Here is a 25,617-nt window from a genome sequence, read left to right on the forward strand (position 1 = left end):
CCGGTGGCCTGGCTGTTTCCATTCGCCGTGCTCGTTGGCACCATCCTGGTGTTGATGGGGCTTGGGCTGCCGGTCGCCTTCGCGTTCTTCGTCACCAATGTGATCGGGCTGTATCTGTTCTTCGGCGGCTCGATCGGCGTGACGCAGATGGTCGCCAACTTCTCCGACGCTGTCTCGACCTACGCGCTTGCCCCGCTGCCGATGTTTCTCGTCATGGGCAGCCTGTTCTTCCGCTCCGGCCTCGGCGAGAAGGTCATCTACGCGCTCGACCTGTGCATCGGCAATCTGCGCGGACGCCTCGCCTATGTCGTCCTCGCCGCCGGCACGATCTTTTCCGCGCTGTCGGGCTCGAGCCTCGCCAATACCGGCATGATGGGCTCGCTGATGGTGCCCGAGATGCTGAAGCGAGGCTACAAGCCGCATATGGCCTACGGCCCGGTGCTTGGCGCCGGAAGCCTTGCCGTCATCATCCCGCCATCCTCGCTGGCCGTCTTGCTCGGCTCGTTGGCCCAGATCGACGTCGGCGCGCTGCTCATAGCGGGGGCTCTGCCCGGACTGCTGCTCGTTGTCATGTACGCGGCGCTGATCTTCGCGCAGACAAAGATCGATCCGGACGCCGCTCCGCACTATCCGGTACCCGCCGTTCCCGCGGCCGAGAAGGTGAGGGCGGTCGCCGTCAACATCATTCCGATGAGCGTCATCGTGTTCATGGTGGTCGGCACGATCATCCTCGGGATAGCGACGCCGACGGAATCGGCCGGACTCGGCTGTGCCGCCGTCTTCGCCTTGTTGATTGTCTACCGACGGTTCAGCTGGTCGGTTGTCTGGAAGTCGCTGGATGATGCGATGAAGGTCACCGGCATGACCTTCCTGATCATCTCGGCTTCGACGACGTTCTCGCAGATATTCGCCTTCTCCGGCGCCTCCAACGGCTTTATCCAGTTCATCGTGGGCTACGATCTTGGACCGTATCCCATGCTGCTCATGATGGTGCTCGTCATCCTGCTGCTCGGCATGTTCATGGATCAGGTCTCGATGATGCTGATCACGCTGCCGATCTTCCTGCCGATCGCCCAGCAATTCGGCTACGAGCCGGTATGGTTCGGGCTGATCCTGCTGCTCGCCTACGAGGTCGGCTTCACCACGCCGCCGTTTGGTCTGCTGCTGTTCATCATGATCGGCGTTGCGCCGAAAGGCACATCGCTCAAGACCGTTGCCATGGCTGCGGCGCCTTACATCGCGCTGACGCTTCTGCTGATCCTGCTGATTGTCCTCTTTCCGCAGATCGCTCTCTTTCTTCCGAATTTGATCTAGTCGAACTCGATCCAGCAGGTGTCCACATGCGCTTTGCCTATCTTGCTTTCTTCCATGATGACCGCGAGGCAAATTTGGCCATCGCCGGCGAAGATGTTGACGCCGTGCGGCGTGTGATTGCATCGACGCCGGGCCTTGCGCTTGCCAACATCTATCTGCCCGAAGTGGCGACGGACATGTTCAACAACGATGGTCCGCCGCCGGTCTTTGGCTTCCAGCTCTATTTCGACGAACTGGCGGACATGGAGGCGGCGCTGGCGCCGTCCGGCCATCTGCAGGCGCTTGCGGCACCTGGTATGCTGTCGAGCATCGCCGGTTCGGGGCCGACGCAACAGGGAATGTGCGTGCGTCCGTTTCCGGTCGACGACGCTGGTATCAAGACGTCCGGGCTGCCCTGCAGCTATCTTGTCCACTATCCCGGGCCGGCCGAAGACATGAATGCCTGGCTCTACCACTATGTGACGCATCATCCGCAATTGATGCGGGGCTTCCCCGGCATTCGCCACATCGAGGTTCTGTCGCGACTGGATTGGTGCGGTTCGCTTCCCTGGCCGCGGATCGACCATATGCAGCGCAATCGCGTCATGTTCGACAGTCCCGCTGCATTGACGCACGCGCTGCAATCGCCGGCGCGGCTGGAGATGCGCGCCGACTACAAGACTTTTCCGCCGTTTTCAGGCGGCAGCCGGCATTTCCCGATGTCGACGGAAGCCGTGCATCCTTCGTCAAGGGCCACATAGGCAAACAGGTTTTTGCCGACGCCGAAAATTTCTGGAGATTTCATGTACGACTTTCGCAAGAAATGTATCTCTCTCGATCGCCTCATCGGTACCTTCTGTGCCATCCCGCACCCTGTGGCGGTCGAAGTGGCCGCCGCCAGCGGGGTCGATTTCCTGTGCATCGACTGGGAGCATTCGCAGATCGGCCGCGAACGGCTCGAGGATCTGATCCGCGCCGCCGATGTCCACAAGGTTCCGGCGATGGTGCGCGTTCCCGGCCACACGCCGGAGTGGATGGCGGCCGCGCTCGACGCCGGCGCGTCGGGTGTCCTGGTACCCCGCGTCTCCACGGCCGAGCAAGCGCGCATGGCGGTCATGGCCTGCCGGTACCCGCCGGTCGGCGCCCGCGGTGTCGGCCCGGGCCGCGCCGCCGGTTATGGCTACAGGATTCCGGACTACCTCAAATCGGCCAACGAGGTCCTGACGGTCGCCATCCAGGTCGAGACGGCCGAAGGCCTCGCCAACATCGACGACATCGTCCAGGTCGACGGCGTCGACGTGGTCTTCATTGGCCCCGGCGACCTGTCGGTCTCGATCGACGCCATGGGGCCGGCCGGCCAGGACAAGCTCAATGCCGCGATCGTCAGGATCGCGGCCGCGGCGCGCGCGGGCCGCAAGGCCGTCGGCATCTTTCGCCCTTCGGCGGATGATGTCGGCAAATGGTCGCGGCACGGCATCAGCTTCTACATGCTGGCCAGCGACACGATGTTTCTCGGGGCCGGCCTTGCCGCCGGCGTCGCCTCGGCGCGCAGCGCCTCATAGCAAGAGTTTGCCATGAAGATCATCAAGACCGACGGTGTGCTGTCAGTCGAGGAGGAGCAGCTGCGCTACCTCGACGGCTTGAACGCCGAGTTTGTCGAAAAGACGCTGCTCACGGAAGATGCCCTGATCGAACACTGCCGCGACGCCGACGCATTGATGGTCTTGCGGGAGCCGATCACGGCTCGCGTTTTGGCGGAACTGAAGAGGCTCAAGGTCATCGGGCGGTTCGGCGTAGGGCTCGATTCGATCGACGTCGAGGCCGCCAGCCGTGCCGGTGTTCAGGTAACCTACGTGCCGGACGCCAATCTGGTTGAAGTCAGCACCCACGCCATGGCCCTGATCCTGGCCCTGACGCGCAGGCTGAAGCAGTTCGACAGTGCGGTGCGCGCCGGCCGCTGGGCTGCAATGACCGACGGCGCCGGCATCACACGGCCCGACAGGCAGATCCTCGGCCTGATCGGCTTGGGCCAGATCGGGCGGCTGACTGCCGAGCGGGCGCGGGTCTTCGGCTACCACATCATCGCCTATGACCCGCATATGCCGGCCGAGCGCATCGCGGCCGGTGGTGCCGAACCGGTCGGCTTCGACGAGCTGCTGGCCAGGGCCGACATCGTCTCGCTGCACGTTCCAGCGACACCGGAGACCAGAAACATCATGTCGGCGCAAGCCCTGTCGCGGATGAAGGAAGGGGCGATACTCATCAACGTGGCCCGCGGCGGCCTGGTCGACGAGGTCGCATTGGCGGACGCGATCCGGCGCGGCCATCTGGCAGGCGCCGGCATCGACACGTTCGAGCGGGAGCCGCCTTCGCCCGACAATCCGCTGCTGGCGCTGGACACCGTCCTGGTCAGTCCACACGCGGCGCACTACTCGACCCAGTCTTACGCGGAGGTTCGCAACAAGGTGTTTGCCGATGTCGCATCAGTCCTGCGCGGCGGCAAGCCTGTATATCCGGTCAACCGGATATGACCAATTCCCGATGTCGGCACCACCTCTATCCGCCTGCTCCGCGGAACCCAAGTCCTGCAAGTCGGGGTTCGCAGGGCGATAAGGGGCAGCGCAACGTGTCGCGATTTATCCGGTTTGCCACATTTTGTTCTTGCTTTGTGCCGGCAGCTATGCTACTAATTTGCGTATGGTGATGATTCACCGAGGACCCGCCGCAAGGCGGTTTTTTTGTCTTAGGTTTCAGCGCCATCCGTCGAGGCTCTGCTCGGCTTGTCGCGACGCTCGACGATGTAGATGTGATCGGCGACCAGCACCACGTCGCCATGCTGGTTGATCACCTCACAGCGCTCGACGACCCGGCCTGAATCGGGTCGCTTCGGGTCATCTTCCCTAGCCGAGATGGTGGTGCGGGTCCTGATCGTATCGCCGATGAACACCGGCTTGATGAAGCGCAGCCGGTCGTAGCCATAGGAGAAGGCAACCGGATTGACGACGCTGGCCGTCAGCCCGACGCCGACCGAAAACACCAGCGTGCCGTGGGCGATGCGCTGCCCGAACGGCGTCGTCTTCATGAACTCGGCGTCCATGTGGTGGGGAAAGAAATCACCGGTATGGCCGGCATGGACGACGAAGTCGGTCTCGGTGATCGTGCGCCCGCTGGTCATGCGCGACGAGCCGATCCGGTAGTCCTCGAAATAGACTGTCTGCTCCATGTCAGGGCCTCGCCGCTATCGGTGTTGCCGGCGCCGCGCTCGATCGGTAGGCCGCTTCGACCAGCGCCATCGTGTTCCAGCCGTCCTCGACGGAACTGACAAGCTCGGCGTCCTCGCCCGACGCGTAGCGCTGGACATTGGCCATGCGGCCGGCAAAGGCGTCCGGAAACCATGCGCCCAGGAGTGGAACCGCAATCCAGTCCGTGCCGCCTTTGGGGTAGATTTCGAGAATGTCCGGCTCGCCGCGCGGATAGTCGAGGTTGACGCCCAGTTTGAGGTAAGCGGCGCCTTCGGTGCCGCAGATCCGGAATTCGCAGGCCTGGTGTTTTCGACCGAATTTGTGATCGTGGTTGATCGACAGTGCACAGCGCACCGTGTCGCCATAGTCGAGAATCGCGCTGGTGCGCGTTTGCGCAACCTTGTGGCCGGGATGGCCGAGCGACTTGGCGTGAACCCCCTTGGGGTCGCCGAGCAATTGCCGGATCAGGTCGAGATAATGGATCGAATGCATGGCGATCTCGACGCGCGGCGCGTGCAACAGGAATTCCCAGAGCTGCCAGGGTGTCGCCAGCGCCAGCCATGCATCGAAATCGACCACTTCGCCCAGCCAGCCCTTGGCGATCGCATCCTTGAGCGCCAGCATCATCGGCGCGAAGCGAAGCTGGAAATTCACCGCCGCCTTCAGGTCTTTGGAGCGGCAGATTTCGAGGATCTCGGTCGCCTCGGCGAGATTGCTGCCCATCGGCTTCTGGATCAGCGCTACCGCACCATTGGGCATCGCCCTGAGCACGCCGGCGTGGTGAGCCGGGGGCGTCGCCAGATCGAAGACGGCGTCCTTGATTGACGCAGCTTCCTCGACCGACCGGTAAGCGGTGACGCCCCATCTCTGCGCCAGTTTTTCCGCCTTGGCCAGGTCGGGGTCGAACAGCCCGGCAACCGGGAAGCCGGCTTTCCCATAGGCCGGGAAATGCGCATCGCCGACGATCGAGCCGGCGCCGAAAATCACGATCGGCCGGGGCTTTGACGGCTGTGCCCAGGCCTGGGAAAGCGAGGCAGGATCGAAAATGTCATCAGTCATAATGGAAGACTTCGTCCATCGACGCCCACCACTCGCCCTCCTTGCGGGTCGGCAGCGGCTCCTGGCATGGCATGCAGAGCGCCCACCATTCCTGCATCGTGGGATCGGCGGCCATCTTCGCCATGTCGGCGGCATAGTCGGTGCCGTGGTACTCGAAGGTGCTGAACAAAAGATGCTCCGGCTCCCTCAGATAAATCGAATAATTCTTGATGTTGCAGGCGGAAATCATCTTGAGGACGTCCGGCCACACGGCAGCGTGAAGCCGCACATACTCGGCGACTTTCTCCGGCTTGAGGCCGAGCACCATTCCCATTCGCTGCATGTCCGCCTCCTACTTCACTATCGCCATGGTGAATTCCGCGATGCTCTTCGACTTGATTGCATCCCAGTCCCAGTCGATGCCGATGCCGGGCTCGTCCGGCGCCAGCGCGTGCCCGTCCTCGATGCGCATTTTCTTGCCGGTCAGCTCGTCGAGCTGGGGAATATACTCGACATATCTGCCGTTCTGAACGGCGCATGTCAGGCTGACATGCAATTCCATCAGGAAATGCGGGCAGACCGGTGTGTCGAACGCCTCGGCTGCATGCGCCACCTTCAGCCACGGCGTGATGCCGCCGATGCGGCCGACATCGACCTGGACGATCGAGCACGCGCCCTTCTGCATATATTCGCGGAAATGCCGGATCGAGTAGAGCGACTCGCCGACGGCGATCGGCGTCGACGTCGCATTCGACAGGCGGATATGGCCGTCTATGTCGTCGGCCGGCAGCGGTTCCTCGATCCAGGCGAGGTCGAGTTCACGCAGGCGTTCGGCCCGGCGGATCGCCTCGTCGACCGAAAAGCCCTGGTTGCAGTCGGTCATGATTTCGTAGGAGTCTCCAACCGCCCGGCGCACCGCCGTCAGCCGGGCAAGATCCTCGGAGCCGTGCGGCTTGCCGATCTTGACCTTCGAGCCGCGAAAGCCCTTGGCCTTGGCGGCCAGCGCATCCGCGACCAGCGCCTCGGTTTCGATATGCAGCCAGCCGCCTTCGGTCGTGTAGAGCGGGCAGCGGTCCTTGGCGCCGCCGGCCAGCTTCCACAGCGGCAGCCTCTGTTTCTTGGCCCGCAGGTCCCAAAGGGCAGTGTCGATGGCCGCGAGCGCGATTGCCGTGATCGCGCCGATCGTCGTGGCATGGGTGGCGAACTCCAGCTCGTGCCAGATCGCCTCGATCATGTCGGCGTCGCGGCCGATCAGCCGCGGCGCAAGGTGGTCGGCCAGCAGCCGCATCACCGAGGAGCCGCCCGTGCCGATCGTATAGCTGTAGCCGGTGCCGACCGCGCCGTCGGCGTCGGTGATGGTGACGATCGGTGTTTCCTGGCTGACAAAACTCTGGATGGCATCGGTGCGCTTGACCTTCGGCACCAGGTCGACCATCCGCAGTTCGATTTTCTCGATCTTTGCCATGGTTTTAACCTCGCAATGTCTTGCCCGTTTCAGCAGAAAACAGATGGGCCTGCGACAGGTCCAGGCTCATCTTGACCCGGTCGCCGGCTTTCAGCGGCTTTGGATTGAGCATCCGCGATACCCAGTCGCTGCCGTTGAATTCGGCAAACACCAGCGTCTCGTTGCCGAGCGGCTCGGTGACGGTCACCGGCAACTCCACCTGGTGGACGTCGACGTCTTCGCCGGAGCTGATGCCATGCCCGGTCGGATAGATGTCGTCGGGCCTGAGGCCGAACACGACTTTGTCGCCGGCCTCGATATTGGCCTTGAACTGGCTGGGCAAAGGCAGCCTCTCGCCGCTGGCGAACAGCAGCTGTCCGTCGTCGACAACCGCCTCATGCAGATTCATCGGCGGCGAGCCGATGAAGCCCGCGACGAAGCGTGTCTGCGGCCGGCGGAAGACCTCGTCGGGTGTGCCGACCTGCTCGATGAAACCGTCACGCATGATGACGATACGGTCCGCCAATGTCATCGCTTCGACCTGGTCATGGGTGACGTAGATCACTGTCGACTTGACCTTGGCGTGCAGCTTCTTGATCTCGGTGCGCATCTGCGTCCGAAGCTTGGCGTCGAGATTGGAAAGCGGCTCGTCGAACAGGAAGACGTCGGGATCGCGCACGATGGCGCGGCCCATGGCGACGCGCTGGCGCTGTCCGCCGGACAGCTGCGACGGCCGGCGGTCGAGCAATTGGTCGAGGCCGAGAATGCCGGACGCTTCGGCGACGCGACGGTCCATTTCTTCTTTCGCGGCGCCGGCTATCTTGAGCGAGAAGCCGAGGTTTTCGCGCACGGTCATATGCGGGTAGAGCGCGTAGGACTGGAACACCATCGAGATGTTGCGCGAGCGCGGCGGCAGATCGTTGACCATGCGGCCGCCGATCTCGATGACGCCGTCGCTGATCGCCTCGAGGCCGGCGATCATGCGCAGGGTTGTCGACTTGCCGCAACCGGACGGCCCGACCAGCGCGATGAATTCGCGGTCGGCGACCTCGAGATCGATGCCGTGCACCACCGCCACAGGGCCGTAGCTTTTGGTGAGGTTCTTGAGCGATACCGTTGCCATGTCAGCCTTTCACCGCGCCGGAAGTGAGGCCGCCGACGAGGTGTTTCTGGACGATGAAGGTAAGCGTGAGCGCCGGTATGACCATGACCACGGCGAGCGCGCACATGCCGCGCCAGTCGATGGTGAATTCGGCCGTATAGTCGAGCAGGCCGACCGGCAGGGTCTTGGAATTGATCGAGCGCGTCAGCTGCGAGGCGAGCGCGAACTCGTTCCAGGAGGTGAGGAAGGCAAAGATGCCGGCCGAGGCGATGCCGGGCCCGGCCAACGGAAACTCGACCTGCCAGAAGGCCTGCCAGCGCGTGCAGCCGTCGATCTGCGCGGCTTCGGCGAGGTCTTTCGGCACCTGGCGGAAAAAGCCGTCGATCAGCCAGACGGTGAACGGCACGTTGAGCGCGACATAGACCAGGATCAGCCCGAAATGCGTGTCGATGATGCCGAGCCGCGCAAAGACGAAGAACAGCGGCAGCGACAGCGCGATGCCGGGCACCGTGCGCGTCAGCATCAGGCCGAGGAACATCGCCGACTTGGCGCGAAAGCGGTAGCGCGCAAAGGCGTAGCCGCCGGCCATGCCGATGACGATGGCGATCACCGTCGAGGTCACCGAGATGATCAGCGAATTGCGGAAGTAGTCGAGCACCGGGATGCCGCCCTGGCCGACGCCGCTGAACATGGCGATGTAGGCGTCGAGCGAGAGTTGCTGCGGGATCCACACCGGCGGCTTGGCCATGATTTCGACGGTCGGCCGCAGCGACGACAGCACGATCCAGATGCCGGGCAGGCAGATGACCAGCATGGCCAGGAACAGTCCGATGCCGTGGACGATTCCGAGCGCTTTGTTGCCGACGCGATGCAGGCTGTTCTGGTCCATCCTCACCACTCCGCCGCGATCTGCGTGCGCGCCGCGGCGAGCTTGCGGTAGAAATAGACGGTGAACAGGATCGACAGCAGGATCGAGAAATAGGCCATGGCATTGGCCATTCCCATCCTGGCATCGCCATAGGCGGTGCGGGCGACCAGCGTCCAGACCAGTTCAGTGCGGCCGGCGGGGCCGCCGTCGGTCATGATCTTTACGATGTCATAGGCGCGCGCGACGTCGAGTGAGCGGATGGTCATGGCGATAAAGGCAAACGGCATGATGAACGGCCAGGTGACATAGCGGAATGTCTGCCACGGCGTGCAGCCGTCGACGCGGGCCGCCTCGACCGGTTCGCGCGGCATCGCCAGCAGCCCGGCCAGGATCAGGATCGCGAACACCGAGGTCGACGACCAGATCTCGGCGATCAGGATGGCGATGAAGGCGAGATTGCCGTCGATCAGCCACGGGATGGCGCGATCGGTCAGGCCGAGCCCCTGCAGGGCGTTGTTCACCAGGCCGATATTGTCATTGAACATGAATTTGAACTGGAAGCCGACGAGGATCGGCGAAAACATCATCGGAAACATCATGATGGTGCGCAGGATCCGCTGGCCGCGCGATGCCTTCTCCACCAGCAGGGCCAGCCCGAGCCCGATCAGCATTTCCAGGTTGAGCGCCACGGTCAGCAGCACCACGGTGCGGGCAAAGGCGACCCAGAAAGCGCGGCTGGTCAGGATGGTGACGTAGTTGCGCGCGCCGATGAAGACCCAGAACGTCTCCGGCCTGGTCAGCCGGAACGGCGTGAAGCTGGAATAGAGCGACAGCAGCAGCGGCACCACCACCACCGCCGCCAGAACGATCACCGCCGGCAGCAGGAGCAGCAATGGCGGCGAAGGTCTCCAGCCTTTCATGGCGATCCGGTTCTGTTTGGTGCCCGGACGCCGAAGGCCGCCATCGGCAAGCTGGGATCAAGACAAAGCGTGTTGCGCATGGTTCGTAAAAAGTTCGGGGACGCCGCTCTTCAATGAGCGCGGCGCCCCCTTGGGAGAATGGTCAAAGCTTGCCGGCGTCCTCGAGGATTTGCGTGGCCTTGGCGGCAGCGTCGTCCAGCGCCTGCTTGGAGGTCTTGTCGCCAAGGATGGCGGCCTGCAATTCGGGATAGACGGCGTTGGAGATTTCGATCCATTCAGGTGTCTGCGGCACGGCAAAAGCGTGCTTTGCCTCTTCCTGGAAAGCCGCCAACAATTCCTTCTTGTAAGGATCATTGGCCGCCTGCTGGATGTCCCAGTCCCACACCGCCGTGCGGGTCGGCAGTGGGCCGCTTGCCGCCTCGAGCTTCTGGCTGTCCTCATTGGTCAGGAACCAGACCAGCGACGCCGCGGCTTCCTTGCTGGCGCAGTTTTCGGTGACCGAAAATCCGTGGTGCCCCGACCAGCCGGTGCGAATGCCGGCCGATCCCTTCGGCGCCACCTTCACGCCGACATTGCCGGCGACCTTCGACGACTTCGGATCGTTGAAGAAGCCTGCCCAGCCCGGCCAGTCGAGGTTGATGGCGACGGTGCCCGAGGCAAAGCCCTGGCCGAGATCGTCCCACAGATAGTTGGTGGTGCCGGCCGGCACCGCCTTGGCCTTGTAGAGATTGACGAACCAGTCGAGCGCGTGCACGCCGGCTTCCGAGTTGAAGGCCGGCTTGCCATCCTTGTCGAGGTATTCGCCGCCGTCGGCGATGAGCATCTCGTAAAAGCGGCCGTTGATCGCCTCTTCCTTGCCGGCGAACTGGGTGCCGTAGAAATCGGGCGGGCTGGCGAAGAATTCCGCCTGCTGGGCGACCTCGTCCCAGGTGTCGGGCGGTGTCAGATCCTTGCCGTACTTGGCCTTGTAGGCGGCCTTCTTGGCTTCGTCCTGGTAGAGGCTCTTCTGGTAATAGAGCGCCGAGACGTCGAACTGCGCGCGAGGCAGCATCACCAGCTTGCCCTCGAGCGTGGAGGCCTTGATCGTCGACGGCACGAAGGCGTCGATCTCCTCCTTCGGCAGCAGCTTGTTGAGATCGGTGTAGATATCAGGATATTGCGGCGCGAAGGACGAGTGGTTCGACCCGACGCACCAGTTGATGCTGCCGGAGGCGATGTCCGACTTGATCTCCTTGTCGAGCTCGAAGTGGTTTTTCTTCGAGATCACGTTGACCTTGGCGCCGGTCAGTTTTTCCCATTCGCCGATGCGCGCGTACAGCCCTTCATATTGCTGGCCGCCGATCAGCTTGGCGTCGATGGTGACGCCGTCGAATTTACCGGGCAGGTCGGCAGCAAGGGCAGCACTCGCACCAAGTGCGAGCAGCGTTACGCCGGCCGACAGGCCGCAAAACAGTTTCGTCATTGGTATCCTCCCAAGAGTCTGCGTCGATCGCGTAGTGAGGTCGATCGGCAGGTTCATTCATATACAAACAAAATATTTATAAGATCGTCAAGCCGAAAGTTCTTCCGGAAGCAACCGTTATGCGTATATGAAATATGAAATTCACTGGAGAAGCCCAATGGCAGAGGACGAGGAAGACGACCGCTATCGAGCCCCGGCGTTGGACAAGGGGCTCGACATTCTCGAGCTGCTGGCCGGCGTCGACGGCGGCCTGACGCAGGCGGAAATCGCCAAGAAACTCGACCGCAGCCCGAACGAGTTCTATCGCATGCTGGATCGGCTGGTGCGGCGCGGCTATGTCACGCGGCCGGATGGCGACCGTTACTCGCTGACGCTCAAGCTGTTTGGCCTGGCGCAGCTGCACGCGCCGGTGCGCCGGCTGGCTTCCTACGCGACGTCGCTGATGCGCGAACTGGCCGAAACCACACAGCAGGCAAATCAGCTCGTCGTCTTCGACCGCGGTTCCGCGGTGGTGATCGCACAGCAGGAGGCGCCGGATTACTGGGGCATCTCCATCCGCGTCGGCTCGCATATCAGCCTGTTCGACACCGGGTCCGGCCATGTATTGCTGGCGTTCCGCCCGCCGGAAGAGCGGCAGATGATGATCTCAGAACATCTGCGCAGCACCGACAAGCCGCCGCAATCGCCGGAATTCTTCGCCCGCCTCGACCAGATCCGGGAACGCGGCTACGAGATGATGGCGTCGATGCAGACGGCAGGCGTGTTCAACCTGTCGACACCCGTTCTCGGCTCGGACGGCAAGGCGATCGCCGCACTGTCGATCCCCTACATAACCCTGGTCAACGCACCCAAGGCGCCCGACATTACGAGGACGATTGAGCTGCTGCTGGCAGCGACCGAAAAGCTGTCGCAACTGGCGGGATCGACCGTCAAGCAATCAAGATGAATTCTTATTTGAATGAAGAATTTCTCCGTGAGATGATCTCGAAGTCGCCAAGGAGGAGCGCCACCATGATCTTCGACACCCATCTGCACCTGATCGACCAGTCCGCGCTGCGCTACCCATGGCTGGCCGGCGTGCCGGCACTCAACCGCGATTTCTCCTACGACGACTATGCAGTCCAGGCCCGCCGCGCCGGCATCGAGGGCGCATTGCATATGGAGGTCGATGTCGATCCAGCCGATATCGAGGCTGAAACCAGCCGTGTCAAAGCGCTGTCGCAGCAGAAGAACAGCTTGCTACGCGGGGCAATCGCCTCCTGCCGTCCGGAAGAGCCCGGCTTTGCCGCCTATCTCGAGCGCCAGCGCGCCGATCCTTTCGTCAAAGGCTTTCGCCGCGTGGTGCACGTCATGCCGGACGAGCTTTCGGAGGGCGCGCTGTTTCGTGAAAACATCAAGCGGCTTGCCGGCAGCGGCCTGACCTTCGACCTTGTCGTTCTGCCGCACCAGATCCCCAAGGCGACGGCACTCGCCGACCTCGCGCCGGATGTGCAGTTCGTGCTCGACCATTGCGGCGTGCCCGACATCAAGGGCGGTGCCGAGCACCCCTGGCGCGAGCACATGGCGGAGATCGCGCGGCGCCCGAACGTCGTCGGCAAAATTTCCGGTGTGGTCGCCTATGCGGATGCCGGATCCTGGACTGTCGAAACGCTGCTTCCCTATGTCGAGCACACCATCGAATGCTTCGGCTGGGATCGCGTTGTCTGGGGCAGCGACTGGCCGGTCTGCACGCTCGGCGGCGGGCTTGCCACCTGGGTGGCGGCGACGCACGCGCTGCTTGCCGGCACCAGCGCCGATGAAAGGCAACAACTGCTGTCCGGCAACGCCAAGCGGCTGTGGAGTTTGTAGAGCATTTTGCAGCCAAGTGATGGAATCACTTGGCGTCGCACAAATGCGGCTAAAACGAATAGGTGGCCTCAGATCGTCGCCGACACGTGCCGCTCGCGACCGTAGAGCGAAACCAGGAGCACGATGACCAGGCCAAGTGCCGCCTGCACGGTCGAGGGCCGGAAGCCGAGGCCGATCAGCAGTGTGTTGATCTCCGTCAGCACCAGCACGCCGGCAATGGTGCCGAAATAGCTGCCGCGGCCGCCGACAAGGGCGGCGCCGCCGACCACCACGGCCGCGATCGTCTGGAACAGATAGGGCTGGCCGACATCGCCATAGGCAGAGCCGGTGAAGCCGAGCAGCAGCACGCCGGCCGCGGCGGCGAAGAAGGCGCTCGCGGCATAGGTCACGGTCCACATGCGGACTGGATCGATCAGCGCCAGCGGCGCAGCACCTGGATTGCTGCCTAGGGCGTAGAGACGGCGGCCGTATGGCGTGCGCGCCAGCACCAGCGCCACCAGCAAGGTCAGCACCGCGACGCATGGCACCAGCCCCGGCACCGGCAGCGGTCCCACCGAACCGCCGATCGAAACGAAGGCGGAAACCGCGGCAGGCGCCGATCCGGATGGAAAGCCACCGGTCCACAACAGGACGGCACCTTGCACGATCATGCCAGTGCCGAGCGTGACGATCAGCGGGTGGATATCGAGCCCACGCGAGATCAGGCCGTTCAGCGCCCCGATCAGTATGGCGAGCGCGACGACGACTGCGCAGACAAGAGCAAAATTCCAGCCGACGCCGTAGAGCTGTGCGGCAACGACATTGGCAAAGCCGATGATGAAGGGGATCGACAGATCGATACCGCCCAGGATTACGACGAGGGTCTGGCCGATCGATGCCACCGCCAGCAGCGAGGCGATCACCAGCAGCGCCCGGATGGCGAACGGCTGGGAGTAGCCCGGGATGAGCAAGGTGCCAAGGAGATGCAAGGCGACAGCGACGGCAAAGGCACCGGCGACGCGGGCATTGGTGGACTGGAACCAGTTCCGGCTCATGCTTCTCAGCCTTTCCGTCCCGAGAGCCGCTCCTGCAGCGCCGTCATGATGACGGCCACAACCAGGATCGCGCCATAGGCGATCTGCAGCACATAGGTGGAGACGTTGAAGGCGGTCAGCACGCTCTGCAGCAGGAAGATGTCGACAGCGCCGATGGCGGCGCCGGCGAGCCCGCCGCGCCCGCCGGCAAGGCTGACGCCGCCGAGCGCCACCGCGGCAATCGCGATCAGCGTGTAGGTTGGCCCGATATTAGGGTCGGCCGAACCGATCAGGGCGGTCAGCATCAGGCCGGCACAGGCGGCAAGTATGCCGGTCATGACATAGGCTATGAAACGTACTTTCGTCACCGGAATGCCGGCCGTGTAGGCGGCGCGGTCGTCGCTGCCCACCGCCATCAGCTGGTCGTAATAAGGCGTCTGCCGCACCAGCCACCAGAACAGGAAGATCAGCGCCAGCGGCAGCGCCGACCAGGGTCCGGCCATTGCCTTCAGCCAGCCCGGCGCCGGGCCGATCGGCGCCGGCAGGATGGTCAGCGTCATGCCGGTGAGGATCAGATAGGTGCCGAGCGTTGCGACGATCGGCTGAATGCGGACGATGGTCGCCAGAAAGCCGTTGGCAGCGCCGACGATCGCGCCGATCAGAAGCGCCGCCGGCACGATGACCAGCGGCGAAGATATGCCAAGCCTGAGGAACAGCACCTGGATCACCATCGCATTGACGAAGCCCATCAATGGCCCGACGGAAATGTCGATGCCGCCGCGCCCGGCGAGGATCACTGGAGCCGAGGCGAGCGCTGCGCCGATCAGCGGCGCGGCGAGCCCGATCAGCGCGCCCCAGGCGGCAGGATGGAAGCGCGCCGGATTGAGCAGCAGATTGACCGCGATCAGGATCACCAACAGCACTGCCGCAAAGCCGGCGCCGCGCCATCGCGCCGCCATGCGCCGCAACCCGCTCATGCCGCCCGCCCGAACATGGCGGCGATCACCGTATCGCTTTTCATCTCGTCTCCGGTGATTTCAGCCGCCACCTGCTGTTCGCGGAACACCAGCACGCGATGGCAAAGCAGCAGGATCTCCTCGATCTCGCTCGATAGGATGACCAGCGCCATGCCGTCCGCCGCAAGCCTGCGGAACACGTCATAAAGGACGTGGCGCGTTGCCACGTCGACGCCGCGGGTAGGGTCGTTGAGGAGCAGGATCGCCGGTTCCAGCGCCAATGCGCGGGCCAGCAGCACCTTCTGCTGATTGCCGCCGGAAAGCGTGGTGATCGGGGCGTCCGGCCGTGGCGCGATGATCGACAGTCTGTCCCGGTAGCTCTCATAGCGCTGCCGCCGCGCGGCGAAGCTGAGCAGGCCGAAACGCATATCGCGCGACAGCGTCGAGACGGCAAAATTGTCGAGCACCGATTGGGTCGGAAAAATGCCGGTGGTGCGCCGGTCGCGCGGCAAATAGGCGATGCCGCCGGCGACCGCCTTGCGGAAATTGGTGATCGCGCGCGCTCCGGTTGGCGCCTCGACGGTCACCTCGCCGCCGGCCGGGCGTTCCAGGCCGGCCAGCACTTTCAGGAACCGCTCCTGTCCGTGGCCGTCGAGGCCGGCAAGGCCGACGATCTCGCCCGGCGCAATGGTTTGCGTCATGGGGCTTGCGCCCGGCGCGATCACCAGGCCACGCACCGAAAGGCTGGCGCGATCAGCCATGCGCCAGCTCCGCCGCCGTGCGTGGCGCCATCGCTCTGAGAAGTTCGGATGCGGTGGACGTGCCGCGTTCCTCAGTCGTCACCACGCTGCCGCCGCGCAGCACGGAAATCCGGTCCGAAAGCGACATCACCTCGTCCATGCGATGGGTGATGAACAGGATCAGGCAGCCTTCGGAGGCAAGCTTGCGCATCATGGCGAAAACCGCCTCGCGATCGGCAAAGTCGAGCGCAGCCGTAACCTCGTCAAGGATGAGAATGCGCGGGCTGCGCACTACGGCGCGGGCGAGCACTACCAATTGCTGAACCGCAAGCGGCAATTGCCCGGCCAACTGGTCGAGCGGGATCTCGGTCACCGCAAAGCGGTTCAGCACCGTTTGTGCGCGCTGCCGCCGCTCGGCGCGCGGCACGGTGCGCGTCAGCAGGCCGTCGAGGCCGAGCAGGATATTGTCCGTCACCGAACGGTCAGGCGCGATCAGCACTTCCTGGAACACGGTGGCCAATCCGGCGGTCTGGAACGCTGCCGGCGAGAGGCCGGTAAAGGGCGCTCCGTCGAGCAGGATCGCGCCGCTGTCCGGCTGGACGATTCCCGACAGCAGCTTGACCAGGGTGCTCTTGCCCGAACCATTCTCGCCCAGGATGGTGTGGATCGTGCCGGCGCGGAATGCGATTGAGGCATTGGCCAGCGCAATCGTTTCGCCGTAGCGTTTCGAGATGGCCTGGACTTCCAGCATGAGCAATCCTGATGGAGAAAGCCGGCACCGCTGGTGCGGAGCCGGCGCTCATAAATGCTACTTGGCGCAGGCGTCCGGCACCTTCGAATAGTCCCAGCCCTTGGTCGGTGCCGGATTGGCGAAGTAGGCGTCGAGCCATTCCTCCGGCATCGGATCCTTCGGCGGGACCGGGAAGATCGAGACGGCGTCCGGCGTCATGCAGTCCTTGTACCAGGCGCCGAGGTCGGCATTGTGCACCGGCGGAATCGGGATCAGCAGCGTGTTGAGCTTGGGCTTCTGCCCATCCAGCATGCGCGCCCCGACACGAAACAGCGTCTCGGCCGTCCAGTGCGGCAGAACCGCATGGCCTTCGAAGCGGTATTTGTCGGGATTGGCCTTCCAGTAGCCGAGCGCATCGCCGGTGATCGAGCCGGTGATCAGCGGGGCAGGGCGGCCGGCCTCGGCAAAGGCCTCGGCAACGACGCGGCTTTCGCTGCCCGTCGTCCACACCGCATCGATCGGCGCCGGATTGGTGGCGATCGCCTGCAGCACCGCCGTCTTGGTGACGTTGGCCGTCCAGTTGCCGTTGACGCTGCGCGAGACCTTGAGCTTTGAAATTTCGGCCAGCGCCTTGTCGCCGCCCTGGCGCTCCTGCACGACGATCGGATGACCGGCGATGCCTTCGACCAGAAGCACGCTGCCACCGTCCGGCATTGCTTTGCCGATCGCCGTCATCATGTCGTAGCCCCAGCGCGCATAGTTGGAATCGACATTGATCGCATTCGGGCTGGTCACCGACCCCGCTGCCGTGATGAAGGGGATGCCGGCTTTGGCTGCGGCATCGATGGCATCGTCCAGCGCCGTCGCCGAGCCGGGGATCGAGCTGATGATCGAGCATTTCTTGTCGATGAAGGCGCGGATCTGGTTGATCTGCTGACTGGCGTCGTTGTTGGAATCCGACACCTCGAAGCTCGCCACGGTGCCGTCGGCGATCAGGCCGTCGACCAGCCGCTTCAACTCCTTGGTCACGGTGACGCGCCACGGATTGCCCTGGTAGGACTCGGAGTGGCACCATTTCCATGGCTTTGGCGGCGGCGTGAAATTATCCCAGGCCGACGGCAGCACCTTTTGCGGCGCGCCGTCATATTGCGCCTTCAGTTCGGTCGGCAATCCAGCAATCACGCCCGAAACGTCTTGGGCGCAGGCTATGGTCGTGACCGATGCAAGTGCGGTTGCGGCCATAAGGCCGCGGATCAGGCTGTTCATGTTCTCCTCCGTTCGGTTGTTTCAGGCTCCTCCGCCGGCAACGCCGGACACCTGCGTCGAAAGGCTCTCCCGAAACAGGCGATTGAGATCGGCAACGACGCGAGCGGCATTGTGCCTTTCGCTCAGGCCGACATTGATGCGATCGGACGCCGCCTGCTGGAACGCCATGTAGCCGTCGTGCCGCGGCCTCACCCAGGCACCTTCGAGCGTAGCCCGCGTGTCCTCGTAGAAATTGCCGGCGGCGGCGTTGACGGCGGTATCCGCCCAGGCTGCCGCATGGCCGGGCTGGCCGCCGGCCGAGGCGTAAGGGCCGCGCTGCACCCCACCGCTGGCGATCCAGTAGGCGAAGTCGATTGCTTCCTGTCCGGCCTTCGAGAAGGCCGACACGGCGATGCCGGTCCCGCCGAGCGCCGAGCCTTTGGGGCCGGCATTGCCAGCGGCCGGGATATCCGCGAAAGCCAGGCGGTTGGGTCGAAACCCGGCGATGGCATAGGAGACATAGCCATAGATCAGCGGCGCGCAGGCGATCCGCGAGCCGGATCCGGCCATTTGCTCCAGAACCGCGATCGGATCCATGCCAAGACAGGCCGGGTCGACGAGAGCTGCGATCTCGCGCATCATCTCGAAGACCTGCTTGCCCGCTGCCGGATCCACATGGTCGCCAGGGCCTTCACCGGCGGGCCGTCCGAGATTGCCGGCAAGCGTGTAGAACACCATCAGCGCATGCGGCGGCCTGAGCGGCAACAGCACGTGGCCTTGCCGGGCCAGATCGAGAGCATCGGCCCAGCTCGCCGGCGCTGCCGAAAGCATGTCGGGCCGCCATGCCTGCACCTGGCTGGCCGCGTCGATCGGAAACGCCCACTGCCGGCCTTGCCAGTTGTAGCTCGGAAAGGACCGGCCGACACTGCCCGCCGCAAGTGCTGCACGTTCGGCTTCCCGGCCGGCGACATCGAGCGGCGCCAGGCAATTCTCGGCGGTGATCTGGCCGACATGCGGATGGTCGACGACGATCAGGTCGTAGGCACGGGCCAGTTCCTCGACCGGGAAGGATTCGAAATCCTGCAGCGAGCGCTTGTCCCATTCAACGGCGATGCCAGTTTGTTGCTTCCACAGTCTCGAACAGGCGACCATCGGGTCATAGCCGCGCGGATGGCTCCAGGTCATGCCTTTGAGCGTGACGTCGCTCACAGCCCGAACTCCGCGCGGATTTTTGCGCTGTGCTCGCCGATGCGTGGCGCGGCCCGCTCGACCTTCGCGCGGATGCCGTCTACCCTGAGCGGCGAGCGCGTGGTGAGGATCGAAACGTCATCCTCGCGCGTCACCGTCTGCAGCATGTCGAGGACCTGGAAGCCTTCGCTGGCCATCATTTCCGGCCAGCTCAAAACCTTGGCGCACCAGATGTCGGCAGGCTCGAGAATGGCAAGCCATTCGTCGACCGTCTTCGTTGCGATCTTTTGCGCGATGATCGCCTTGATCTCGTCGCGGGCGGTGAACCAGGTCGACGGCTGGTCGCGATAGGGCGCAAGTTCCTCGAGCCCGAGGAGATCGGCGAGTTTCGAGATCGGCGTCATGGCGATCGCCAGATAGCCGTCCTTGGCCGGATAGACGCCGTAGGGCGCCGAGAGATAGGCGTGCGCGCTGCGGAAGCTCGACCGCCGCGGCAGCCGGCGCCCGTCATTGAGATGCGTGGTCAGCACCTCGAACTGGAAGTCGACCAGCGCTTCGAGCAGGCTGGTCTCGACATGGCTGCCGTTGCCGGTCACGCCGCGCCGCACCAGTGCGGCGAGGATGCCTTGCGCGGCGGCGGAACCCGCCAGCATGTCGGCGATCGCCAGGCCGAAGGGCACCGGCCCTTGGTCCTCGTCGCCGTTCAGCCACATCACGCCGGAGCGGGCCTGCGCCAGCAGATCCTGCCCGGGCCGCTTGACCCACGGGCCTTCCTCGCCATAGCCGCTGATCGAGGCATAGACCAGGCGCGGATTGATCTTGCGCACCGCCTCGTAATCGAAGCCCAGGCGTTCGATGACGCCGGGCCTGAAATTCTGGATCAGCACGTCGGCCTTGGCCAGCAGGCCGCGCAGCGCCGCAAGGTCGGCCTCGTCCTTCAAGTCGATGGCAAGGCTTTCCTTGGCGCGGTTGATCGCATGGAAAATGGTGGAATCGCCGCCGATCTCGGTGTCGCTGAGATAGAGCCGGCGCGACAGGTCGCCGCCGTCCGGCCGTTCGATCTTGATGACGCGAGCGCCGAGGTCGAGCAGTCTGAGCGAGCAGTAGGGCCCGGACAAGAATTGGCTCATATCGACAACGATGAGCCCGGTCAGCGGCAGTTCGGCAATGGCAGCCATTGCCTATTTCTCCGTCTTGCCGGCGAAATCGGCCGGATTGCGGTACTTCACCGTCTGCAGGTGCTCGCAATAAAGCACGAGCTCGCCTTCACCCTTGAAGACTTCATAGCTGGCGCGGATCAGCCCCATTTCCTTGTATTTTGGCTTCTTGTCGAGGTTGGAGCGGATCGAATAGATCGTGTCGCCTATGAACACCGGCTTGATGAAGCGCAATTTGTCGTAGCCATACGAAAAGGCGTTAATGCAATTGGTGGCGACGAGACCGAGCCCGGCAGAGAACACGAAGGCCCCTGCCACCAGCCGCTTGCCGAAAATGCCTTGCGTTTCGGCGAACATCTGGTCCTGCACGTATGGATGGATGTCGAGCACCAGCGTGTTGAAGAGATGGCTGTCGCCCTCGGCAATGGTCCGGCGCAGCGAGCGGATCTTCTGGCCGACCGGCCAGTCTTCGTAGAACCAGTTCTCCGCGTTCCAGACGGGAAGGTCGGCGTGATCCCTAGGCATGTTGGCGGGGTGTGTCGATGCCACGCCCACGGTTGGCGCGAAACCGCTCATGACGACTTCCTCTGGGAGCGGGAATCGTCCATCAGGGCGCGCCGCAGACCAGCGAAATGCATGATCGATCCTCCCGTCAATCTTCTTTTGTGAATAGTATTTTCACATATGGGGTTGTGTTGCAAGCGTGAACAGGCGAAATTTTGCCGCTCCGTCGGGGCCAATGCCGGCGGAACAAGGGAGGAAGTGATGCAGAATGCCTGTCTGGTTTTCGTCGGCAGCCTCAATCGCGACGCCCCGTATTTTCAGGGCGCGCGCGGCATCGGGCTGGGTGTCTACAGTTTCGACGAAGGGACGCTGCAGACGAAGAAACTGGCCGAGACGGGAGACATCGACAATCCCACCTTCCTGTCGGTTACGCCGGCCGGCTCCCACGTCTATGCCAACTCAGAAGTGTTCACCTGGCGCGAAGGGGTGGTCTCGGCCTACCGTTTCGACAGGCAGACCGCCACGCTGTCCTACATCAACAAGCAGCCGACGCTGGGCAGCATCACGGCGCACAACACCATCACGCGCGACCGGACCAAGCTGCTGGTCGCCAATTACGGCATGGGCGAGGGCGGCCCCGATCGCTCGGTCGTGGTCTATGGGTTGGGTGAGAATGGCGGCCTGACAGCGCCGTTGTCGAGCGTTGCCCACAGCGGGACCGGACCAGATCCTGCCCGCCAGGAGCGGCCGCATGCCCATAGCGTAACCGAGACGGTTGCCGGCGGCATGGCGATCGTCGCTGACCTCGGCATCGACCGGCTGGTGTCCTATCGCATCGGCTCAGACGGCAGCCTGACGAAGCTCGCCGAGTCGGCGCTTGCGCCAGGCGCGGGTCCGCGCCATCTCGCACTGCATCCGGGCGGTCGCTTCGTGTTCGTCATGAACGAGCTGGATTCGACGGTTGTCTCGCTGGCGCTGGACGAAGCATCAGGCAAGCTTACGGTGATCGACAGCAAGCCGGCCGTGCCGCCCGAGGCGCGCGACGGCAATCACTGCGCCGACATCCAGATCTCGCCTGACGGCCGCTTTCTCTACGGCTCCAACCGCGGTCATGACAGCATCGTGGTGTTTTCGATCGACCAGCAAACCGGCAGGATTGCCCTTGTCGACTATACGCCTTGCGGCGGTGCCACGCCGCGCAATCTGGCACTGACGCCCTCGGGCGGCCATCTGTTCTCGGCCAACCAGAATGCCGACCGCATCTCGATTTTCGCCCGTGATGCCGCAACCGGCCGGCTGACCGACACCGGCCGATCCATCGAAATTGGCACGCCGATGTGCGTGAGGATCGTGCGTTGACGCGATCTCAGAACTCGAGCGCCTGCCTGAGTGCCGGGCCGCTCCTGACGCGCAAATCGAGGTCGGCCTCGATATGGTCGATGTGGTGCAGCATCAGCGCGCTGGCGCGTTCGGCATTGCCATTTTCCAGCGCCTCGAGGATCTGCGTGTGTTCGTTGTGGCCGCAGCTCGAGATGCCCGAGCGGCCATAGAGTGCGATCACCAGCGATGAACGAGCGACCAATTCCTCCATGAAGCGCTGCAGGATGACGTTTCCCGCGACCGACGCCAGAAGCAGGTGAAAATCCCCCGACGCCTTGATCTCCGATCGCCTTGCGTTCGGTCCGCGTTCGGCGATGAAACGGCCTTCTTCGTCGAGCTGGGCCTTGAACGCGGCGACATGCGCCGGCGTCATCCGTCCGGCGGCGGCAATCGCGATGCCTGGTTCGATGAGCCGGCGCGAAGCAAAAACCTGCCGCGCTTCCTCCGGCGACGGGTTGGCGACGAAGGCGCCGCGATTGCGCTCGGTGCGCACCAATCCCTCGAAGGAAAGCATCTGCAGTGCCGCACGCGCCACGGTGCGGCTGACATCGAACAGCGTGCCGACTTCGCCTTCGGAAAGCTTTGTTCCCGGCGCCAGCCGGCGATCGACGATCGCGTCGCGCAACTGGTCGCGGATCGCCTGCGCGCGATCCTCGTTGGCGGCCTCGATAGCAGGGAAGGTCTGGTCGGCAATGTTCATGGCAGTGGTCCTGCGTTCTTCTACCCTGAATCGCATCGCTTGGACGAGAGACAAAGTGAATACAGAGATGAAAAAGATTGCATACGATCTTTGCGAAGATCGGCGGCAATCGCCTATAATTTGTGCATTGCACAAGGGCGACGTATCGGCAGCTATATAGAGGCGGCCCTGATTTCTTCGAGGATTCAGTCGGTTGGTGCGGCGGCGCGCAACTGGCACGCATGATGCTTTGGCTAATCCGACCAAAGGGGAAGCTGGATGTCCAAAGCCGCCGAAATCGACATTGTGTCCGTTTCGAAAGTCTATGGCGCGACGACTGCCGTCGAAGGCATCAGCCTGAAAATCCCTGCGGGAACCTATTGCTGCCTGCTCGGTCCGTCGGGCTGTGGCAAGACCTCGACGTTGCGCATGATCGCCGGGCACGAGAGCATATCGAGTGGCGACGTGCGTCTCGGCAACACAGTGGTCACCGACCTGCCGCCGGCCAGGCGCGGCACTGCCATGATGTTCCAGTCCTACGCACTGTTTCCGCATCTCGACCTGATCGACAATGTCGCCTTCAGCCTGAAGATGAAAGGCGTCGGCAAGGAGGAGCGCCGCGCCAAGGCACTCGACATGCTGAAGCTGATGCAGATGGAGGCCTATGCCAGCCGCCGCCCGGCGCAGCTTTCCGGCGGGCAGCAGCAGCGCGTTGCTCTTGCGCGCGCATTGATCACCGATCCCGAGGCGCTGTTGCTCGACGAACCGCTTTCGGCGCTCGATCCTTTCCTGAAGATCCGCATGCGAGCCGAACTGAAGAAGCTGCAGACGTCGCTCGGCATCACTTTCGTCCACGTCACCCACAGCCAGGAAGAGGCGATGGCGCTGGCCGACCTGATCGTGGTGATGAACGACGGCCGTATCGAGCAGGCGGCGCACCCTCGCACGGTGTTCGAGCGGCCGGCCACGGCCTTCGTCGCTCGTTTCATGGGCGACCACAATGTCATCTCCGGCCGTGTCACCGGTAGTCGCGACGGCATGGTCGTTTTCGATGTGCCCGGCGGCGTCACGCTCGCCGCCAGCGGGCAGGGCAGGGAGACTGGGGAGCCCATCGACATCGCCATTCGCACCGACCACGTGCGCATCGGCGAGCCGCCGGCAGCCGGGCTCGGCTTCACCGGCATCGTTTCAAACGTCGAGTACCGCGGTTCGACCGTGAAGCTCTCGGTCAATGGCGCCGGCATCGAGGATTTCACGGTAATCGTCGACGACACCAGCTTCTTCGCCAGGCCGGTTGCCGTCGGCGACGCAGTGCCGATCGCCTGGGACGCCGAGGACGCGATCGTCCTTGGCCGTCTCGATTCCTGAAATCCAGCATAACCAACCAAAACAGGGGAACTGAACATGACCAACACCACCGACAAGAAGACTGGAATATCGCGACGTTCGCTGCTCAAGACAGGTGCCGCCGCCGTCGGTTTCGCCGCCGGTTCCGGCGCCATATCAGGCTTTCCGACCATCTGGGCGCAATCGAACATCACGCTGCGCCAGTTCGGCACCGGCGTATCCAACCTCAATGCCATCGCCGACAAGTGCAAGGCCGACCTCGGCATCACGCTGGAGATGACAGCAACCGATTCCGACGCCGCCGCGCAGCGCGCCGTGACGCAGCCCGACAGCTACGACATCGCCGACATCGAATACTGGATCTGCAAGAAGGTGTTCCCGACAGGCGTCCTGCAGCCGATGGATGTCACCAAGCTGAAATATTACGACGAGCTGGTGCCGCTGTTCAAAACCGGCAAGCTGACGCCGGACAGCGTCATTGCCCAGGGCACCGCGCCGCATACCGTCGGTTACGTCGAGGCGCAGGACAGCAAGGTCTTCGCCAAGGCGCCGACCAACTGGTTCACCATGGTGCCGACGATCTACAATGCCGATACGCTTGGCATCCGCCCCGACCTCGTCGGCCGCGATATCACCACCTGGGCCGACATCATGGATCCGGCCTTCAAGGGCAAGACCGCCATCCTCAACATCCCGTCAATCGGCATCATGGATGCGGCGATGATCATGGAGGCAACGGGCAACATCAAATACGCCGACAAGGGCAACATGACCAAGGAGGAGATCGACAAGACGATCGACTTCCTGATCAAGGCCAAGCAAGCCGGCCAGTTCCGCGCCTTCTGGAAATCCTTCGACGAGAGCGTCAACCTGATGGCTTCAGGCGAAGTCGTAATCCAGTCGATGTGGTCGCCGGCCGTGGCCGCGGTCCGCTCCAAGGGCATCGCGTGCCGGTTCCAGCCGCTCAAGGAAGGCTACCGGTCCTGGGGTGGCGGGCTTGGCCTGGCAGCCCATCTCTCCGGCGCCGAACTCGATGCCGCCTATGAATACATCAACTGGTACACGTCCGGCTGGGTTGGCGGCTATCTCAACCGCCAGGGCTATTACTCGGCCAACATGGTGTCGGCCAAGAAGTTCATGTCCGAGGACGAGTGGGGCTACTGGATCGAAGGCAAGCCGGCAAAGGGCGATATCCTGTCGCCGGACGGCAAGGTCATGGAAAAGGCTGGCGCCGTGCGTGACGGCGGCTCGTTCGAAGAGCGCATGGGCAAGGTCGCCTGCTGGAACTCGGTCATGGACGAGGACCGCTACATGGTGAAGCGCTGGAACGAGTTCATCGCTGCTTGATGCAAGGCAGGCGATAACTGAGATGTTGCATTCCTTCGCGCCCCCCTCTGTCCTGCCGGACATCTCCCCCACAAGGGGGGAGATCGGCTGTGGCTCTCTTCAGCGCTCTTCGTC

26 protein-coding genes are annotated in these 25,617 nt (G+C 63.5%); 9 read left to right on the forward strand and 17 right to left on the reverse strand.

The genetic code is table 11. The annotated features are described in order from the left end of the window. Positions 1-3: 3 nt before the first annotated feature. Genes NKI24_RS29925 through NKI24_RS29940 form a run of 4 tightly spaced genes read left to right on the forward strand, consistent with a single transcriptional unit; the run spans position 4 to position 3,824 of the window. The gene (locus NKI24_RS29925; protein WP_352750157.1) at positions 4-1,314 is read left to right on the forward strand and encodes a TRAP transporter large permease; all 1,311 of its coding nucleotides are present in this window, start codon (positions 4-6) and stop codon (positions 1,312-1,314) included. Positions 1,315-1,340: 26 nt separating this feature from the next. After that, positions 1,341-2,054 carry a hypothetical protein gene (locus NKI24_RS29930; protein WP_352750158.1) on the forward strand — a complete coding sequence of 238 codons (714 nt, stop codon included), beginning with the start codon at positions 1,341-1,343 and terminating at the stop codon, positions 2,052-2,054. 42 nt (positions 2,055-2,096) lie between these two features. Next, complete coding sequence (locus NKI24_RS29935) at positions 2,097-2,855, forward strand: HpcH/HpaI aldolase family protein (protein WP_352750159.1); 759 nt, start codon at positions 2,097-2,099, stop codon at positions 2,853-2,855. 12 nt (positions 2,856-2,867) lie between these two features. Further along, positions 2,868-3,824 carry a C-terminal binding protein gene (locus tag NKI24_RS29940; RefSeq protein WP_352750160.1) on the forward strand — a complete coding sequence of 319 codons (957 nt, stop codon included), beginning with the start codon at positions 2,868-2,870 and terminating at the stop codon, positions 3,822-3,824. A 212-nt stretch (positions 3,825-4,036) separates the two neighbouring features. On the opposite strand, the gene NKI24_RS29945 is transcribed toward NKI24_RS29940, so the two are convergent. The 8 genes from NKI24_RS29945 to NKI24_RS29980 form a co-directional block, all read right to left on the reverse strand. Further along, positions 4,037-4,516, reverse strand: a complete 480-nt coding sequence (locus tag NKI24_RS29945; protein ID WP_023676095.1) for a MaoC/PaaZ C-terminal domain-containing protein — start codon at positions 4,514-4,516, stop codon at positions 4,037-4,039. Position 4,517: 1 nt separating this feature from the next. Further along, positions 4,518-5,594: a Gfo/Idh/MocA family protein gene (locus NKI24_RS29950; RefSeq protein WP_352750161.1), complete on the reverse strand. Its 1,077-nt coding sequence runs from the start codon at positions 5,592-5,594 to the stop codon at positions 4,518-4,520. Beyond that, positions 5,587-5,916, reverse strand: coding sequence for an L-rhamnose mutarotase (locus tag NKI24_RS29955; protein WP_352750162.1), 330 nt, complete (start codon positions 5,914-5,916; stop codon positions 5,587-5,589). The genes NKI24_RS29950 and NKI24_RS29955 overlap by 8 nt, the downstream gene beginning before the upstream one ends. Positions 5,917-5,925: 9 nt before the next feature. After that, the gene (locus tag NKI24_RS29960) at positions 5,926-7,038 is read right to left on the reverse strand and encodes a mandelate racemase/muconate lactonizing enzyme family protein (protein WP_352750163.1); all 1,113 of its coding nucleotides are present in this window, start codon (positions 7,036-7,038) and stop codon (positions 5,926-5,928) included. A gap of 4 nt (positions 7,039-7,042) precedes the next feature. Continuing rightward, positions 7,043-8,140: an ABC transporter ATP-binding protein gene (locus tag NKI24_RS29965; RefSeq protein WP_352750164.1), complete on the reverse strand. Its 1,098-nt coding sequence runs from the start codon at positions 8,138-8,140 to the stop codon at positions 7,043-7,045. A gap of 1 nt (position 8,141) precedes the next feature. Next, a complete protein-coding gene (locus NKI24_RS29970; RefSeq protein WP_352451567.1) occupies positions 8,142-9,008 on the reverse strand; it encodes a carbohydrate ABC transporter permease in 867 nt (288 codons plus the stop codon). Between the two features lie 2 nt (positions 9,009-9,010). Next, entirely contained in the window at positions 9,011-9,907 is an 897-nt protein-coding gene (locus NKI24_RS29975) for a carbohydrate ABC transporter permease (protein ID WP_352680372.1), read from the reverse strand. 142 nt (positions 9,908-10,049) lie between these two features. Further along, positions 10,050-11,369, reverse strand: coding sequence for a type 2 periplasmic-binding domain-containing protein (locus tag NKI24_RS29980; RefSeq protein ID WP_352750165.1), 1,320 nt, complete (start codon positions 11,367-11,369; stop codon positions 10,050-10,052). 157 nt (positions 11,370-11,526) lie between these two features. Here NKI24_RS29980 and NKI24_RS29985 point away from each other — a divergent pair, with 157 nt between their 5' ends. Together NKI24_RS29985 and NKI24_RS29990 are read left to right on the forward strand one after the other, a co-directional pair. Next, a complete protein-coding gene (locus tag NKI24_RS29985; RefSeq protein WP_352612164.1) occupies positions 11,527-12,315 on the forward strand; it encodes an IclR family transcriptional regulator in 789 nt (262 codons plus the stop codon). A gap of 65 nt (positions 12,316-12,380) precedes the next feature. Continuing rightward, positions 12,381-13,217: an amidohydrolase family protein gene (locus tag NKI24_RS29990; protein ID WP_352750166.1), complete on the forward strand. Its 837-nt coding sequence runs from the start codon at positions 12,381-12,383 to the stop codon at positions 13,215-13,217. 68 nt (positions 13,218-13,285) lie between these two features. On the opposite strand, the gene NKI24_RS29995 is transcribed toward NKI24_RS29990, so the two are convergent. The 8 genes from NKI24_RS29995 to NKI24_RS30030 are packed head-to-tail and all read right to left on the reverse strand — an operon-like array spanning position 13,286 to position 20,822. Then, entirely contained in the window at positions 13,286-14,251 is a 966-nt protein-coding gene (locus NKI24_RS29995) for an ABC transporter permease (protein ID WP_352680375.1), read from the reverse strand. 5 nt (positions 14,252-14,256) lie between these two features. Continuing rightward, positions 14,257-15,207, reverse strand: coding sequence for an ABC transporter permease (locus tag NKI24_RS30000; protein WP_352750167.1), 951 nt, complete (start codon positions 15,205-15,207; stop codon positions 14,257-14,259). Next, entirely contained in the window at positions 15,204-15,947 is a 744-nt protein-coding gene (locus NKI24_RS30005; protein ID WP_352750168.1) for an ATP-binding cassette domain-containing protein, read from the reverse strand. The genes NKI24_RS30000 and NKI24_RS30005 overlap by 4 nt, the downstream gene beginning before the upstream one ends. Continuing rightward, positions 15,940-16,677 carry an ATP-binding cassette domain-containing protein gene (locus tag NKI24_RS30010; RefSeq protein ID WP_352680378.1) on the reverse strand — a complete coding sequence of 246 codons (738 nt, stop codon included), beginning with the start codon at positions 16,675-16,677 and terminating at the stop codon, positions 15,940-15,942. Before NKI24_RS30010 ends, NKI24_RS30005 begins: the two co-directional genes overlap by 8 nt. A 57-nt stretch (positions 16,678-16,734) precedes the next feature. Then, entirely contained in the window at positions 16,735-17,922 is a 1,188-nt protein-coding gene (locus tag NKI24_RS30015) for an ABC transporter substrate-binding protein (protein ID WP_352680379.1), read from the reverse strand. 21 nt (positions 17,923-17,943) lie between these two features. Then, positions 17,944-19,086: an extracellular solute-binding protein gene (locus tag NKI24_RS30020; RefSeq protein ID WP_352680448.1), complete on the reverse strand. Its 1,143-nt coding sequence runs from the start codon at positions 19,084-19,086 to the stop codon at positions 17,944-17,946. Positions 19,087-19,106: 20 nt separating this feature from the next. Next, a complete protein-coding gene (locus NKI24_RS30025; protein WP_352680380.1) occupies positions 19,107-20,267 on the reverse strand; it encodes a CaiB/BaiF CoA transferase family protein in 1,161 nt (386 codons plus the stop codon). 3 nt (positions 20,268-20,270) lie between these two features. Continuing rightward, positions 20,271-20,822: a MaoC family dehydratase gene (locus tag NKI24_RS30030; RefSeq protein ID WP_352455282.1), complete on the reverse strand. Its 552-nt coding sequence runs from the start codon at positions 20,820-20,822 to the stop codon at positions 20,271-20,273. A gap of 189 nt (positions 20,823-21,011) precedes the next feature. Between NKI24_RS30030 and NKI24_RS30035 the strand changes: the two genes are divergently transcribed. Continuing rightward, the gene (locus NKI24_RS30035) at positions 21,012-22,109 is read left to right on the forward strand and encodes a lactonase family protein (RefSeq protein ID WP_352750169.1); all 1,098 of its coding nucleotides are present in this window, start codon (positions 21,012-21,014) and stop codon (positions 22,107-22,109) included. Between the two features lie 7 nt (positions 22,110-22,116). On the opposite strand, the gene NKI24_RS30040 is transcribed toward NKI24_RS30035, so the two are convergent. Continuing rightward, positions 22,117-22,830, reverse strand: coding sequence for a GntR family transcriptional regulator (locus NKI24_RS30040; RefSeq protein WP_023676076.1), 714 nt, complete (start codon positions 22,828-22,830; stop codon positions 22,117-22,119). Between the two features lie 258 nt (positions 22,831-23,088). Here NKI24_RS30040 and NKI24_RS30045 point away from each other — a divergent pair, with 258 nt between their 5' ends. After that, positions 23,089-24,177 (forward strand): ABC transporter ATP-binding protein, encoded by a 1,089-nt coding sequence (locus NKI24_RS30045; RefSeq protein WP_352451580.1) that lies wholly within the window; start codon positions 23,089-23,091, stop codon positions 24,175-24,177. 36 nt (positions 24,178-24,213) lie between these two features. Further along, positions 24,214-25,503 carry an ABC transporter substrate-binding protein gene (locus NKI24_RS30050; RefSeq protein ID WP_352451581.1) on the forward strand — a complete coding sequence of 430 codons (1,290 nt, stop codon included), beginning with the start codon at positions 24,214-24,216 and terminating at the stop codon, positions 25,501-25,503. The last annotated feature ends 114 nt before the right edge of the window (positions 25,504-25,617 follow it).

Origin of the sequence: Mesorhizobium sp. M0701 (assembly GCF_040320365.1) — a bacterium.
In the GTDB taxonomy this organism is placed as follows: domain Bacteria; phylum Pseudomonadota; class Alphaproteobacteria; order Rhizobiales; family Rhizobiaceae; genus Mesorhizobium.